At 64.8% G+C, this 15361-nt stretch carries 16 protein-coding genes; 1 reads left to right on the plus strand and 15 read right to left on the minus strand.

What is annotated here, in order from left to right:
• Positions 1 to 30: 30 nt before the first annotated feature.
• From ACVOLV_RS10170 to moaA, 8 genes are all read right to left on the minus strand, one after another.
• Positions 31 to 1449, minus strand: coding sequence for a NarK family nitrate/nitrite MFS transporter (locus tag ACVOLV_RS10170; RefSeq protein WP_481554283.1), 1419 nt, complete (start codon positions 1447 to 1449; stop codon positions 31 to 33).
• Between the two features lie 148 nt (positions 1450 to 1597).
• Positions 1598 to 1969 (minus strand): DUF7009 family protein, encoded by a 372-nt coding sequence (locus ACVOLV_RS10175; RefSeq protein WP_481554284.1) that lies wholly within the window; start codon positions 1967 to 1969, stop codon positions 1598 to 1600.
• Positions 1966 to 2535 (minus strand): molybdenum cofactor guanylyltransferase, encoded by a 570-nt coding sequence (gene mobA / locus ACVOLV_RS10180; RefSeq protein WP_481554285.1) that lies wholly within the window; start codon positions 2533 to 2535, stop codon positions 1966 to 1968. The genes ACVOLV_RS10175 and mobA overlap by 4 nt, the downstream gene beginning before the upstream one ends.
• Positions 2513 to 3013 carry a molybdenum cofactor biosynthesis protein MoaE gene (locus ACVOLV_RS10185; protein WP_481554286.1) on the minus strand — a complete coding sequence of 167 codons (501 nt, stop codon included), beginning with the start codon at positions 3011 to 3013 and terminating at the stop codon, positions 2513 to 2515. The genes mobA and ACVOLV_RS10185 overlap by 23 nt, the downstream gene beginning before the upstream one ends.
• A gap of 1 nt (position 3014) precedes the next feature.
• The gene (locus ACVOLV_RS10190) at positions 3015 to 3275 is read right to left on the minus strand and encodes a MoaD/ThiS family protein (RefSeq protein ID WP_481554287.1); all 261 of its coding nucleotides are present in this window, start codon (positions 3273 to 3275) and stop codon (positions 3015 to 3017) included.
• A complete protein-coding gene (locus ACVOLV_RS10195) occupies positions 3272 to 4534 on the minus strand; it encodes a molybdopterin molybdotransferase MoeA (protein WP_481554288.1) in 1263 nt (420 codons plus the stop codon). The genes ACVOLV_RS10190 and ACVOLV_RS10195 overlap by 4 nt, the downstream gene beginning before the upstream one ends.
• A complete protein-coding gene (moaCB, locus tag ACVOLV_RS10200) occupies positions 4531 to 5529 on the minus strand; it encodes a bifunctional molybdenum cofactor biosynthesis protein MoaC/MoaB (RefSeq protein WP_481554289.1) in 999 nt (332 codons plus the stop codon). The genes ACVOLV_RS10195 and moaCB overlap by 4 nt, the downstream gene beginning before the upstream one ends.
• Positions 5530 to 5537: 8 nt before the next feature.
• Positions 5538 to 6518, minus strand: a complete 981-nt coding sequence (moaA, locus tag ACVOLV_RS10205; RefSeq protein WP_481554290.1) for a GTP 3',8-cyclase MoaA — start codon at positions 6516 to 6518, stop codon at positions 5538 to 5540.
• A 195-nt stretch (positions 6519 to 6713) separates the two neighbouring features.
• Here moaA and ACVOLV_RS10210 point away from each other — a divergent pair, with 195 nt between their 5' ends.
• A complete protein-coding gene (locus ACVOLV_RS10210) occupies positions 6714 to 7118 on the plus strand; it encodes a ribonucleotide reductase subunit alpha (protein ID WP_481554291.1) in 405 nt (134 codons plus the stop codon).
• A gap of 28 nt (positions 7119 to 7146) precedes the next feature.
• Here ACVOLV_RS10210 and ACVOLV_RS10215 read toward each other — a convergent pair whose 3' ends face one another.
• The 7 genes from ACVOLV_RS10215 to ACVOLV_RS10245 form a co-directional block, all read right to left on the minus strand.
• Positions 7147 to 7473: a hypothetical protein gene (locus tag ACVOLV_RS10215; protein ID WP_481554292.1), complete on the minus strand. Its 327-nt coding sequence runs from the start codon at positions 7471 to 7473 to the stop codon at positions 7147 to 7149.
• A 370-nt stretch (positions 7474 to 7843) separates the two neighbouring features.
• A complete protein-coding gene (locus ACVOLV_RS10220; RefSeq protein ID WP_481554293.1) occupies positions 7844 to 8632 on the minus strand; it encodes a SapC family protein in 789 nt (262 codons plus the stop codon).
• A gap of 73 nt (positions 8633 to 8705) precedes the next feature.
• The gene (locus ACVOLV_RS10225) at positions 8706 to 10430 is read right to left on the minus strand and encodes a putative porin (RefSeq protein WP_481554294.1); all 1725 of its coding nucleotides are present in this window, start codon (positions 10428 to 10430) and stop codon (positions 8706 to 8708) included.
• Positions 10431 to 10479: 49 nt separating this feature from the next.
• Positions 10480 to 11169 (minus strand): energy transducer TonB family protein, encoded by a 690-nt coding sequence (locus ACVOLV_RS10230; RefSeq protein ID WP_481554295.1) that lies wholly within the window; start codon positions 11167 to 11169, stop codon positions 10480 to 10482.
• Between the two features lie 4 nt (positions 11170 to 11173).
• Positions 11174 to 11587: an ExbD/TolR family protein gene (locus tag ACVOLV_RS10235; RefSeq protein ID WP_296248885.1), complete on the minus strand. Its 414-nt coding sequence runs from the start codon at positions 11585 to 11587 to the stop codon at positions 11174 to 11176.
• 10 nt (positions 11588 to 11597) lie between these two features.
• Positions 11598 to 13409: a DUF2341 domain-containing protein gene (locus ACVOLV_RS10240; RefSeq protein ID WP_481554296.1), complete on the minus strand. Its 1812-nt coding sequence runs from the start codon at positions 13407 to 13409 to the stop codon at positions 11598 to 11600.
• Positions 13410 to 13444: 35 nt separating this feature from the next.
• A complete protein-coding gene (locus tag ACVOLV_RS10245; protein WP_481554297.1) occupies positions 13445 to 15076 on the minus strand; it encodes a ShlB/FhaC/HecB family hemolysin secretion/activation protein in 1632 nt (543 codons plus the stop codon).
• Between the last annotated feature and the right edge of the window lie 285 nt (positions 15077 to 15361).

A 15361-nucleotide genomic window follows, 5' to 3' on the forward strand; every position in this document is an offset into this window, starting at 1 on the left:
TGTTGCATCTGGCTGCGGTGCATTGCTTTCTCAGCAGGGGGTTTCAGCCCCGCGCCGGTAGTACCACCACCAGGTAACCGCCAGGCAGGTGATGTAGAACGCAATGAAGCCGTACAGCGCCATATCCGGGCTGCCGGTCAAGGTGATGGAAGAGCCGTAACTCTTGGGGATGAAGAAGCCGCCATAGGCACCGATGGCGCCGGAGAAGCCGACAACGGCGGCGGATTCGATGCTGGCCTGGTGGGCCGCAGCCTTCTTGCCTTCGGCGCCTTCATTGGCGGACAGGCGCTCATGCAGGGTGCGGAAGATCACCGGGATCATCCGGAAGGTGGTGCCATTGCCGATGCCGCTGAGCACGAACAAGGCCATGAACGAGAGCAGGAAGCCGACGAAGTTGCCGCCCTGGCCATTGCTCGGCAGGAAGTGCAGCACGCCAAAGACGGCTGCGATCATCAGCGCGAACACCCAGAAGGTCAGGCGTGCGCCGCCCCAGCGGTCCGCCATGCTGCCGCCCACCGAGCGCATCAGCGCGCCCAGCAATGGGCCGATGAAGGCGTAGGCCAACGGATTCACATCCGGGAACTGGCTCTTGACCAGCATCGGGAAGCCGGCGGAGAAACCGATATAGGAACCGAAGGTGCCGATGTACAACCAGCACATCAGCCAGTTGTGCTTGCGGCGGAAGATCACCGCCTGCTCGGAGAACGAGGAGCGGGCACTGGTCAGATCATTCATGCCGAACCAGGCGGCAATCGCGAAGAACGCAATGAACGGCACCCAGATGAAACCAGCGTTCTGCACGAACAGGGGCGCGCCGCCATCGGCCACGGCCTGCGGTGCGCCGCCCATGGCGCCAAACACGCCAACGCTGATCACCAGCGGAACCACCGCCTGCGATACCGACACACCGACGTTTCCCAGGCCTGCATTCAAACCCAAGGCCATGCCTTGGCGCTGCTTGGGATAGAAGAACGAGATGTTGGACATCGATGAGGAGAAGTTCGCGCCGCCGAAGCCACACAGGATGGCGATCAGCACGAATACCCAGTACGGCGTGGCCGGATTCTGCACCGCAAAGCCCAGCCACAGGGTCGGCAGCAGCAGCGATGCGGTCGACAACGCGGTCCAGCGACGGCCGCCGAAGATCGGGATGACGAAGGAGTAGAAGATGCGCAGTGTCGCGCCGGACAGGCTGGGCAGGGCCACCAGCCAGAACAGCTGGTCAGTGGTGAAAGCGAAACCGATCTTGGGCAGGCTGATGGTCACCGCCGAGAACAGCACCCATACCGAGAACGCCAGCAGCAGTGACGGTATCGATATCACCAGGTTGCGGGTGGCGACCTTCTTGCCGGTGCGCTCCCAGTACTCAGGGTCCTCTGGCCTCCAATCGCTGATGACGCGACCGGGACCGGAACTGCTCTGCTTTGCTACATCGCGACTGGCACTCATGCATCGCTCCAAGGCTGTTTGATACGGCGCTGGCTTGCTGTGCGGTTGCTTGCCCAGTCGCCACGGCGTCATTAGGCCCGGCGCCCCCTGGGGCAGTCTTGATCTTGATCAATCCAATGGCGCTCTCGCGCCACCTACCTGACAAATATCAACTGATGCTTACAGTGTCGGACGAATTGCGACGTTGCACGCCGCGTTGACGCACGCTGTCACGTACATCCACATCGAACTGAAGTTGCAGCGGCCGTGCCTGCGTCGGCAGCATGAAGCCCAAACCGTCACGGCACGGTAAACGTGCCTGCAGCGCCAACACGTCTTCACGCGGCAGGGTGATCATCAATGCATGGGTATCGCCATCCAGCAGCGCCTCCGCCATGTCGTGCAGCTGCAGGCGCTGCGACAGGACTCCGGGCGTACCAAGCCAGGTCTGGTTCTCCAGCACCTCGCCAGCGAGCAGGCGTGCCAGCTCGCTTTCATCAATGCGCAGCCGTAGCGACTGCGACTGGATCTGGACTTTCATGACGCAACTTCCTCCCATTGGCGGGGGGTATTGCAGTTCACAAGGCGGGCGTCGGCACCGGCTGGCAGCGGCAGTTCCAGGCCACCGAGGCGGCGTTGGAACATCCGTAGCGAGCGTGGCCCGTCTGTACCCGTGACCATTTCAAACAGCAGACTGCGGCAAGTGCCGTCGATGTTCAAGTACATTGGCACCGGTTCTTCTGAATACGTCACACATGGCGCCGTGCCCGCCTCGCGCAGCTGTCGCAGCAATGTCACATCCAACAGCGGCATATCCACCGGCACCACCCATGCCGGTCCATCGGCCAGGGTTTCCACCACGCTGTAGAGTCCGCCCAACGGGCCACAGCGCGGCACCGCATCGGCCACCGAATCGAAGCCGGGATAGTCACCACTCACCTTCACCGGCTGGGCACCAAGCGCACGCAGCAGCGCACAGCTGTGTTCAAGCAAGGTCCGTCCGCGCCACCGCAGCAGCGCCTTGTCCTGGCCCATGCGGCTGGACAGCCCGCCGGCCAGCACGATGCCGGCGACCGGCGCCGGCTCAATGCGAGTGGTCGTGGACATGTCCGTCGATATGCGCGTGCTCGGTGTCGGGTTGGCACAGGCTGCAGCCCTCGCTCCACTCGCTGTCGCCGTCCTGGTAATGCTCCTGCTTCCAGATCGGTGAACGGTGCTTCACCCCTTCGATCAACTGCCGGCAGGCACGGAACGCTTCATCGCGGTGCGGGCTGCCAGCGGCAACGACCACGGCGACATCCCCGACCGCCAACCGTCCCTTGGCATGTGCCACGTACAGTTTGATGCGAGGGCCAAAGTCGGCACTGATCTCGGCAATCTGCCGTTGGAATTCGTTGATGACCAGCGGCTCGAACAAGTCGTAGGTGATGCCCAGCACGGGCCGGCCCTGGTTCAGATCACGCACCTTGCCGATGAAGACATCGATGCCGCCGAAGCCCGGGTCGGACACGGCGGCGATGCCTTCGGCCGGATCAATCGCCGCATCGGCACGGTCGACCACTTTCCATACACTTTCGAAGCTCATCTCAGCCTCCACTTACTGGCGGCAGGATGGCTACGCGGCCATCGCCGGGCAGCGCATCGTTATCGCGCAATACGCGTTGTTCATCGGCAAAGGCCGAGTAATCGACCAGGCCGGCACGGAACTGCGGGAAGCGCTGCTGCAGCAAGGCGCGCAGCGCCCTGCGCAGGTCGATGACCTGCGCGCCTTCGACCGGCACGCTGATCTCGCGCTGCGGGTCCAGCTCGGAGAACGCGCCAAACAGCTGCACCACTATCTCTTTCATGACATCTCCTGCGGGCTGAGCTGCACCGGCTCGCGGTGGCCCCAACCCTGTACACGTACCAGACTACCGGCGCTGGCCAGATCACCCTCGCCTTCCAGCACCACCCACGCATTGGCGTGCAACATGGTCTTGAGGCGGAAGGACTCCTGCCCGGCCAGCACACGCACACTCAGTTGCCCGCTCGCATCGGCCTGCACACGCGCACGCGCATGGAAGCGCAGGCCCGGTGGCTTGCGTACATCGGCCTGCAGTGGCAACTGCAGAACGGCCTCTTCGGCCAGGCCAAGCATCTTTCGCACTACCGGCTCGACGAAGAAGCGCAGGCCTACCGCAGCGGAAATCGGGTTGCCCGGCAGGCCGAAGTACAGCGTGCCGTCGGCCAGCCGCGCGAACAGCAGCGGCTTGCCCGGACGGATCGCGACCTTGTGGAAAATGATCTCGGCACCGCGTGCACGCAGCGCATCGGGAATGAAATCGTAGCGACCCTGCGATACCGCGCCGGTACTCAGCACTACGCGCGCACCTGCAGCCAGCGCTGCATCCAGCGCAGCATCAAAGGCGGCAACGTCATCACTGACCACGCCGTTCCAGACCACCTCCGCACCCGCAGCGCGCAGGCGGCTGACCAGGAACGGGCGGTTGCTGTCGCGTATCTGTCCGGACTGCAGCTCTGCGCTCGCATCGCTGATCAGTTCCTTGCCGGTACTGATCACCGCAACCTGCGGCTGTCGTTGTACCTGCACGGTGGCAACGCCGAGTGCATGCAGCAAGGTCATCGCATTGACGTCCAGCAGCGCTCCCGCAGCCAGCACGGTTTCGCCCTGTTCCACATCCTGGCCGCGAAGCCGAACGTGCTGACCGGGCTTTACCAGTGCCTGCAGGCGCACCCGGGTGGGTCGGCCATCCACGGCATCCAGCACTTCCACCTGCTCGATCGGCACCACGCTGTCCAGACCCGACGGCATGCGTGCGCCGGTCATGATCTCCCAGGCCTGCGCGGAATCGCCGTCTGCAGCAGCGGTGTCGCCTGCAGCCTGCCAACCCTGCACCTGTAGCACGCTGCCCGCCGCCACCGGTTGCCCGTTCGCGCACAGCGCGAAGCCATCCATCGCAGCGTTGTCGAACGGCGGCAGGTCCTGCGCGCTGTTTACCGGCGTCGCCAGTATCCGATCGGCGGCGGCATCGATGGACACCTGTTCGCTGAGCGCTGCCGGTGCGGCTGCCAGCAACTGCTGCAGGGCCTGCGCATAACTGATCATGCGTGTGCGCCCCCGTCCATCATCGCCAAGGCATGGCCGAGCACGGGTGTGAGGATGTTCATGCACTGTGCGGCAGCGCGCGGGCTGCCTGGCAGGGCAATGACGAGTAGATCGTCCAGTTGCACGACTTCAGCGCGGCTCAACCAGGCCAGCGGTGTGTGCTGGGCACTGAGCCCGCGCAGCATCTGTGCCAGTCCCGGCACCGGGCGTCCACCCAATGCCTGCAAGGCTTCGGGAGTCAGATCACGTGGGCCCAGGCCAGTACCGCCGGTGCACAGGCATAGGCGGACACCATCGGCGGCCAGCGCGCGCAGACGCGCAACCAGCGGTTCGATGCCGTCGGCCACTATTTCATTGCTGACCACCTCACCGCCCAAGGCCTGCAAACCCTTGACCAGCACCGGCCCGGACTCGTCGACGTAATCGCCGCGGCTGGCGCGGTCACTGAGGGTGATCACCGCGCAACGCGCCGCGTCCAAGGTCCTGGGTGGACGCGGCCGGAAACGTTCAAGTTCGCCGGCATCCATGCCTTGCGGGTGGGTCCACACGCCACTCTTGCCGCCTTCCTTGAACAGCAGGCGGATGCCACTGATTTCCAGTGCCGGCTCGACCGGCTTGCTCAGGTCGTACAAGGTCAGCAGGGCGGCATTGACGCCGGCCAGCGCTTCCATCTCCACGCCGGTGCGCGCTTCGCTGGCGCACTCGCACCAGACCCGGATCGCCAGCCGCTCCGGCACCGGTGCGCAGTAAACACGCACCAGCTCCAACGGCAGCGGGTGGCACATCGGCATCAACGCCGAGGCCATCTTCGCGCCCTGCAGGCCGGCAATTTCAGCCATCACCAGCGCATCGCCCTTGGGCAGGCGGCGCTCGACGATCAACGGGTAGGCAACAGGCCCGGCGATCAGCTCACCGACCGCCACCGCGCGGCGGCGGGTGATGCGCTTGTCGCGTACATCGGCCATATGGAATGCCGCACTTATCTGCCCACTCATTGCTTGTTTCATCCTCCAATCGAGGCCAGGTGCGGGGTAAGCCCGGTCTGGCCGAAGTGCAATCCATGCCCGGCTGCCTTGAGCCCAAGCTGGGTGGTGATGCGCGCCAGCAGCACGTCCTGGTCATCGTCGGACTGCAGCAGCGGCCGCAGCGCCACACCGAAGTCGCCGAACAGGCACAGGCGCAGATCGCCGCGCGCGGTGACCCGCAGGCGGTTGCAGCCTTTGCAGAAGTCCTTTGAATACGGAGCGATGATGCCAACGCTGCCGCGATGATGCGGGTGACTGAACTCACGCGCAGGGCCGGCATCGGCGCCACGCTTGCGCTCGCTCCAACCGGCGGCCAGCAATTGCTCGATGACCACATCGGCGCGCAGGTGATGGCGCTCGAAGTACTCGCGGTTGTCGCCGGTGCGCATCAGCTCGATGAAGCGCACGCTGATCGGCCGCTCGCGCAGGAATTCCATCCACGCCGGCAGCTCGTCATCGTTGAGGCCGCGCAGCAGCACCGCATTGAGCTTGATCGACTGCAGGCCAAGGTCCTGCGCCATGGCCAGACCTTCCATGATCTCGGGCAGGCGGTCGTGGCCGGTGATGGCATGGAAGCGCTCGCGCTGCAGGCTGTCCATGCTGACGTTGAGCGCGGTAAGCCCGGCGCGATGCCAACCGGGCAGATGCCTTGGCAGCAGACAGCCATTGGTGGTGATGGCCACCTTGCGTATGCCCGGCACCTTGGCCACGGTGGCGATGATCTGGGTCAGGTCCTTGCGCAGGCTGGGCTCGCCGCCGGTCAGGCGGATCTTGTGCATGCCCAACAGGGCAAACGCCCGCACCAGCCGCTCGATCTCATCGACCGCCATGAACTGCGGGCGGCCATCGGCCTGGTAACCATCGGGCAGGCAATAGCTGCAACGGAAGTTGCAGGCCTCGGTCAGCGACAGACGCAGGTATGGAAAACTGCGACCGAAGCCGTCGGTGAGTTGGCTCATGGCTGTTTCACCTTCTGACTCCACGTTTGCACGCTCGCCCGGCATGCCGGGATACCCTCACCTTCGTTGACAGGCTGTCAGCCTACGCGGGGCATTGCGGCGATGGCATGACTTAAATCAATCCGGACCTCCGCCAGACCCTGCCCGGCTGTGGCAGCATGGCCTCTCAATGGCTTCCTCCTTGTGAAAACGATCATGATGCTGAGTGATTTCGACGATTTACTGCGAGCCGCGCTGGAGCAGACCGAGCCACAACGCCTGTTGTTCGTATTCGTCAAAGCCGACCTGCCTGAATCCCCAACCGCCGATCAACATGCGCGCCATGACAGCGGCGAAGGCGGCACCCTGAGCCCGGTGCTGTGCGTGGACAAGGCGCCGCAGGAAGTCGCCTCGTTCGCCGCACTGGCCGCCGAATCCGCCAACACCGGCCTGGCCTGGGACCTGGTGTTCGTCGCCTCGCTGGACGGCCGCGCCGGCATTGCTCCCTCCAGTGATGAAGCCGCGCAGCCACTGCGCCTGATGGTCAATGCCGTCAACGATGGCCAGATCAGCCGCTTTGCCGCGTTTGACCGCGACGGCGCGCCGGTGCAGTTCTACTAGCACCCCGCTTGGCCCGTTTGCGACCCGGTCAGGTCGCAAGCTGCAGCAACAGGAAGAAGACCACCAGCACGGTGTTCAGTCCCCACGCCACGGTGAGGCCACGCGCGGCCAGGCCATAGTTGGGATTGTGTGCGCTGGGCGCGGCCCGCCACACCGTGGGAATGATCCAACCGGTGTAGAGCAGCAATACGGCGAACAGGCCGAGCAGCAAGCTGGTCCTGCCCTGCGCCAGCGCCCATAGCGCGGCGGCCCATAACAGGTTGCTGGGGATCACCCCCTGCAGCCAGAACACGCGCCATAGATGTGAGGGCGGCGACTTGTCGCCCGGGGTACTCATCGAACCGACAGCAGTCATGATCGGGACTCCTGAGTTGCGCAGCACTGTGCCCGAGCTTGCACCTGTGGCGCGGGCGGGTCAAATCTGCTGGCGATCCAGCAACGGCGTCGCCTTCGAGTCGAAGGCCTGGACGCATTGCGGCCAGCGGACCCTGGCGTTGCGAGCATTGCATGCGTGCTGTGCAAGCAATGTCCTCGACACTCCCGGATCACGCCTGGGTGCGACGGGCTGCCCGCCGCCAGCAACCATGCAAGAAGGCTTGCAGGCACTTCTTCAAGACCACGCATACACAGCAAGGGCGTGGTCACCGGGCAACCACCGTCAACCTCGTCGCCTGCAATCGACAAGGACTGCGACGGCAGCTGCCCGGCGCCACGCGTGAACAGGATCAGTCCGTGGTCAGATCGGCAAACCGCGCCAGCGAGGCCAGGTGGAAGTGCACCGGTGCCAGCCAGCCTTGGCGATGCCACTGCAGCACGGTGGCGTCCGGCAGGGCCGCAAAACGCTCCGGATCGACCACATGGAAGCCCTGCAGGCTGTGCCTGCGGCCATCGGCATGGGCTACATCGGCCTGCCGCGGCACCAGCACGCCCGCCTCGGCCAGCGCCGCACTGAACGCGCGGGTGGCGGCATCTTCGCGGGTGAAGGTTTCGCAGAACTGCAGGGCCTGGCGGGTAATCGCCGTGGGCTGGTCGCCTTCGAACAGCGGCTGGCCTTCCTCGCCTTCCTGCACCAGCATGTCCGCATCTGCATCGATGGCAAGCACATAGCCATCCGGATTGCTGGTGCGTGCAAACACGAACGGATAGCGCCGCAGGTACGCCGGCACATAGGTTTCCGGCCGCCACTGGTCGGCAATGACGAAGCGGTTCTGCTCCGCTTCCAGGCCAAGCACGGCCACCGGCAAGTGCTCCGCACCGGCGAAAACCATCGGGTAGGCGCGCGAGGCTGCGGCAAACTCGCCGATCATCAGCGGCACGGAATGGCTGCCAGCGGCAAATGCGGCATCGCCAGCGCGCAGCCGCCAATGCCCATGTGCCTGCGAGGACAGCACCACCGGGTTGCGGTAAAGCATCGGCCAGGCGGGAGGCGCGCTGCCGGCATCACTTTCAACTTGCGCTGCCGGCGCATCTGCAGGCGGGGTCGTGTCTTGGTCGAGTACGGTATCGGTCGTCATCTTGCAGGTCCTTCCAGTTGTGATGTCGGGGAAGCAGAAGCTGCTGCCCCGATTGAGAGCGTGCGGACGCGGATCAGAAGCCTGCGTTCACTTCCAGTTGGAAGACATCGATCGACAGCGGTGCGCCGGTCACTTCCTTGGCCGCCATCCAGCGCCCGGTCAACCACACGTTTTTGTCGAACATGTAGGAGCCACCCAGGTAGTAACCCTTGGCATTGGTGCCGCCGAGATGGAAGTTGGAGTCGTTATAGGCATCGGGCAATGAATCGGCCTCCAGCCGCTTGTAACCCAGGGCCAGGTTCCAATCGCCGGCCTGCTTGAGTGCCAGCTGGCCAAACGTTGCCTGTGCCATATAGGCCATGTCACCGCTGCGGATGTCCTGCGGACCCGCCACGCCATTCACCGGCGCGCCAAGATTGGTGACGATGCCGCCCTGTGCGCGCTTCCACATCTGCTTGGGATCGTAGGCAAGGTTCTTGATGGCGTGGCCCTCGACGCGCAGCCCCATGCCGTCGAACAGCGGCGTTTCCCATGCCAGGTTGAGGTCGAGCAGTTCGAACTCCGAAGCCAATCCCACGTATTGCGGCATCGGCGTGTTGGCAGGATCCAGCGGATTGACCGCGATGTTACGCAGCAGCATCAGCGTATTTCCCTTCTGCATGAATGCCGGGCGCGTCCAGTCGCTGCTGCAGTAGTCGGCACCGGCATACAGCGCGCAGGGCTGTGAGTACTCACCGGCGATATTGCGGAAGTCGTAGTAGCCCACTGCGGCGCGCAGCTTCTGCGCATCACCGAACTGCCAGTCCGCGCCCACCTGCAGGCCATTGAGCCATTTGTTCTCGCTCTTCATCTTGTTCTGGCTGGTGCTGGGGAAGCTGTCGGAGGAATACTCCAGCGGCGTCAAACCCAGTGTTGCGAACAGTGAAAGACCATCCCCACCGACGGAATGCGCGTACTTGATCGCCATGCCGTCGAAGTTGAGATCATTGGAGAACAGGGTATCGGTGGACCAGTACGGATTGCCGAAACGGCCGCCCTGGATGTCCAGGCCCGCCAGCGGCAACCACGACAGCCACGCCTGGTCCAACCACACGTCCTTCTTGCCCAGGCCGCCACCGAGTGTCTGGGTGGTGGACACCGGACCGTTGTCGTTGCCGGTCGCCAGACGCACGCCGGCACGGGTGTGCTCACCCAGCTCGGCTACCACGCCAAGACGCGCACGGATGCGCCAGGAATTGTTGCGGTCCTGACGACTGTTGCGCAGCGGTGGCAGGTCCAGGTTGGTATTGCCGTTGACGTCATAGCCATTGCCGGCATTGATGCGCGCCCAGTCCACCTCGATGTCGCTGTTGCGCTGGGAATACAGGCGGCTTTCGTTGCGCACGCGCACATCACCCTGCACCTTCAGGCGCTGGGTCCACTCCGGCACCTGGTCAGGTGCGGCCCAACGCTCGTCCCTGGCTTCGGCCATCACGCTGGCCTTGACCTCCTCGCGGATCTCATCGCGCACGCTCTGCGGAATATAGGGAACGCGTACATCGCCGGGTTGCGCTGCCACCGCGGTGGCAGTGGCAGCTGCCGGTGCGCCTTCACGCTGTGCTTCCAGCAACAGCGCGGCGCCAACCTCGGGCTTGAGCGCACCGCTGTCCATCAAGCCACGGATCAACTTGATCATGGTGCTGTCGCCGGCACCGGCCTGGGCGTGCACAGCGCCACTGGCAAGCACCAGCGCGACGCCGGTGGCGAGGGTGGTGGTGCGCAATCCGCGCAGCGCGGAACGGAAGGTAGAACAGGTCATCGGCTTGCTCGCAGAAAGGAGGAATCGGGAAAGAAAGAAGTCGGGATGCTCATCCGGCCGGTCGGCGCCCCTGCACCAGTACCCGCGCCGGGAAGCTCAGCGATGCCGGCGGGCGCTCGTCGATGCGGCCGATCGCGCGGATCGCCTGCAGCACCGCTTCGTCGGCCTCGCCGTTGCCGCTGCCGCGGGCCAGCTCGACGCGCGTCACCTGCCCGCTTTCGTCCAGCCATACATTGACCATCAGCTGGAACGCCAGGCGCCGCACCTTGTCGTCGCTGGCGACCGCTTGTTGCAGCACGTAGCCCAGATAGCGGCCGTAGCTGGCATTGCCGGCACCACCGGCACCGGTACCGCTGCGACCACCGCCGCTGCCGGACTGGATGCCAAAGCTGTCACTGCCGGCCTGCGCGTCGGCGTCCATCGTCACCGGATCGGCGGTGTCGGGCGTTGGCGCTTCCTCGCTGGGCTTGGGCACCTCATCCAGCGGTTCCGGCTCGGGCATCACCTCTTCCGGCGTGTCCTGCGGTTCCGGCTCGGGCTCCGGTGGCGGCGGCGGAGGGGGTGGCAGCATCACCATCGGCACATCGGCTACCGGGCGGCGGGTGCTGGCGGTGTTCTTGAACAGCAACAACCAGACCAGCAGCGCCAGCACGCCAATGCCGCCGATCACCGCCAGCAGCGGCCACCAGCGTCGCCACGCCGGTGCCGCGCCATCACTGTGGGTGTGGAGGGAAGTCACGCCCTCACCCCTGCACTTTGCCGGTGACCAGGCCGACCTGGGTCAGCTCGATCTTGCGCAGCAGGTCCAGTACCTCGACCACGCGTGCGTACTGCACCTGCGCATCGCCACGCACGATCACCGGAAAGTCCGGGCTCAGTGCCTTCTCGGTACGCAGGCGGTCTTCCAGCTCGGCCAGGCTCACCGGATAGGCATCCAGGAAGATCTGCCCGGCGTTGTCGACCGTGATCGCCTTGGTCTTGGGTTTCTCCAGCGCCATGCTGGAGCTGGCCTTCGGCAGGTTGACCTCGATGCCTGGAATGGTGGCGTTGCTGGTGAGGATGAAGATCACCAGCACCACCAGCAGCACGTCGACAAACGGGGTGACGTTGATGCCTTTCTCGCGTTTCTTGATGCCGAACCGCTTAGCCCTGGCCATGATGATCTCCTCAGCCCTGGACCGGACGTGCCGCGGTCGCCGGCGTGCTGCGGTCAAACTCTTCGGCCAGGCGTGCGGTGAACTCGTCGACGAACACCGACATGTCGGCGGCAATGGCTTCGGCGCGTGAGGCAAGCCAGTTGTAGCCAAACAGCGCCGGGATGGCGACGCCGAGGCCGGCTGCGGTACACAGCAACGCAGCGGCCATACCCGGCGCCACCGAGTTGATGTCCACCGCACCCGCCATGGCAGCCACCGCAAACACCAGCATGATGCCGATGACGGTACCGAACAGGCCGATGTAAGGCGCACCTTCGATCGTGGTCGAGAGCCAGTTCATGCGCTTGGACATGCGCTCGGTCTCGCGCGTCACTTCGGCGTCCATCGATGCACGGATGGAGGTGATCGCAGCGGCAGTCAAACCGTGATGATGCGAACCGCGGCCGTCCATTTCGTCCATGGCAATGCGGTACAGGCGCCACAACGTGGAGCTTTCGCGGATCTCCGGTGCAAGCGTGCCGGTGCGCTCCAACTCCTGCAGCGAGGCGACCGGTGCACCGGTGACCTTCTTGTACTGCGAGGTGAAGCGCTCGTTGGCCTTGGCCACGGTGCCGAAGTAGCGGCTCTTGGCGATCATGATCGCCCACGACAGCAGCAGCATCAGGCCAAGCACGATCACCACCACCCAGGCGTCGACCGGCATCGCCTTGAGGATGAAACCGAAGTGGCTGACGCCAGCCGACTGCTCGTCCTCACCAAAGGCGATCAGGCGCGACTCGGCGCCCTGCGCAGTGGCATCGGCCAACAAGGCTGTTGCCGGACGTGCGAGCTTGGACACGCGCACTTCATCGACCGCGCCAATGAACGGCTGCGCGGCGGGAATAGCAGCGGCGTCGCCGACCGCGTCAGCAGCAACGGCGTCGCCACCGAGCAGTGCTTCACCGGCCAGGGCTGGCAAGGCTGCGTCCATCCGCACTGCCTCACGGCCGCCGACATACAGGGTCACCACGCCATCGGCGGCAGTTAACGCGATATGCGCCCATTGGCCATTCACCAGTGCCGGCACCGGCTGGCTGCGCTGCTGGTTCACCCGCACATAAGGCACGCCGTTGTCCACGCCCACCAGCAACACATTGCCGCCTTCGCGGCGCGCGTAGATGGCCTGGTCCGGGCCAAGCTGGTCCGGCTTGATCCACGCCGAGAACGTCATTGCGCCGCCAGCGGCAATGGCCAGCGACGGCGCACCTGGCAGGTGCAGCGGCGCCCCACCAAGCTGTGCGCCACGACCGATGATGGCGCCGTCGGCCGGCTTGAATTCGCCACTCAAGGTATTCACGTAGGCGGTGGTGTCACGCGCCTCGGCAGCGCTGTCAGCAAAGTGATAGACCGCGCTGTAGTCCGGGTCGAACACGCGCTGGCCATTGCCCGCAGCCGGTGCGCCGGGGTTGCCGTAATACATCCACAGTGTCTGCGCAGCGGTGCCGCTGATCGTCGGCACGTCGACCCATATCAGCGCCATGCCCAGATCCGCGTCGTACTGCTCGACCTGGTGATTGAGCACGGTATGGCCATCAGCGCCAATGAAGCGCAGGTCCTTGCCCTCGGGCGCAACGCCGTCGAAGGCGAAATTGCCGGTATGCAGGCGGATCAGCACGGGCGTGCGGCCCAGATTACCACCCAGCGCAGCACCGTTCGGGCCGGCATCCACGGTGATCGGCTTGCGGTACTTCCAGTCAGCCTGCCACCAGCTGGTTTCGGCATGCGCGACGTTGAGCATGGACATGCTCAGGCAGAACAACAACAGGGCAATGAAGCGTTGCATTGAAGGTATCTCCGGAAAGTCGTGGAATGTCGGGATCAGTAGCTGGCGCCAACGCTGATATGCAGCCGGTTGGCGTCCTTGGTCGTGGTCGGGCCGTCGCTGAGCGTGCGGCCGTAATCGAAGCGGAGGTTGTAGTGCTGGCCGATGCGCAGGCTGCTGCCCACGCCGACCGCACTCATCGAGGCGCTGTCGGCCTGTTCGGGCAAGGGTTGGCGCAAGCCCAGCCAGGCGCCATCAACGAAGCCGTAGAAGCGCCAGTCCTGCAGGCCCCACAGGCCCAATGGCCGGGTACGCCACTCCAGCGTGGCCAGCGCGCCGTAGTCGCCGATACCTTCGGCCGAGCGGTAACCGCGGGTGGTGAACATGCCGCCGGCGGCAAACTGCTCGCCGGACACCAAGGGCTGGTCGGTCATCTGTGCCGACAACCGCGCATACCACTGCGCGCCGCTTTCCAGCGTGTAGGTGTCGCTCAATTCGAGCTTGAGGGCAAAGAAACTGGGATCGGCATAGGCGCGCTTCCAGTCGAACTCATCATCGCTGCTGCCGTAACCGAACATGCTGCGTGCACCGAACACCGCCTGCAGGCCGACGTTGAGCTGATGCTTGTCGCCCTGGCGGAAACCGCTATAGGCCAGCGTCAACGGTGCGTACTTGAGCGGCGCGAAGTTCGAGGCCTGGCCCACCATCGCCACGGATTCGTCCAGATCCTTGAAGTCGATTCCGGCCGAGAGCTGGTGCCACCACGCGCCGGTCATCGGCAAGGTATGACTGAGCTTGACGCCAAGCGCATGGCCCTTGCCGGTGACATTCGTCTGGCCAGTGGAGACGACGTTGCTGTCCGAGCGGTAGCCGTTGAACTCCAGCATCCAGTCCGGGCTGCCGAGTGGCATGCCGTAGGCAGCGGACCAGACATTGGCCTGGTCCAGATCCTGCGGCGCGGCAAAGAACGTCAGCGAAGCGGTGTGCTCGCGCTGCCACAGATTGTCGTGGCCAACGGTCAGGATGCTGCGCAGCGGCTCGGTATCGACACTGTGATCGTTGTTCACCGTCGCGCTGTAGCGCCACGGCGATTTGTCATCGACCTTGAGCTCCACGTCCATGGTGCCGTCGGCAGCACCCTGCTTGACCAGCGGCACCACCTGGCGCTTGCCGCTGCGGTTGAGCTCGGTCAGCTGCGACTGCGCGCGCTCGAAATCCGGAACCGCACCCGCCTGCAGGGCCGGCACGCGGGCGGCCAGACGCTGCGGGTCATTGTGCTCGGCACCGACCACCTTGACCTGGCCAATGCGGGTCTCGGTGACCTGCAGGATCACCACACCAGCGGTAACCTGCTGCTCGGGAAGATCGACATAGACCGATTGGTAGCCCTTGCCCTGGTAGGCCTGCTGCAAGGCATTGCGCGCGGCCTCCACATCCTCCATGGTGCGGCCAGGGCCAAGATAGGCAGTCACCGCCTTTTCGATATCACGCGCCTGCAGCACGGTGTTGCCACGCACCAGGTACTCGTTGATGGTGACCCGGGCGGCCGGCGCCGGTTCCACAGGCGCTGCAGCTTGTGCCGTATCCGCCGTGGTCGCGGGAGTACTCTGCGCGCTGGCCAGCGGAATCACGCACAACAGGAAGAACGGTAGCGGCGCCCAAGCCAGCGCCGGAAGATTTGAAGACATCAGTGGCTTCTCAATGCGGAAAGTGGTGCCGATGCAGCGGATCCCCGGTGCGTACATCGGCCGGCGCCGCGTGCGGGCGCTGCGTATGCGGAAAGTGTGTGCATCAGCGGTAACAGCCGTATTGCACCTGCAAGGCAATTGCATGTGGCCAGGCGTGCGTGGTCACGACCACCCCCCTTTGGCCCCCCCAGCCCCGGCCATGGCAAAACAGCCGCGTGGGGGTTGAAGGGTGGAGACCGGCGCGGTGGTAGCGGTTAAAACTGCCCAAGCCCCCCCCCAACACCA

The organism is Stenotrophomonas sp. STEN023, assembly GCF_056760135.1.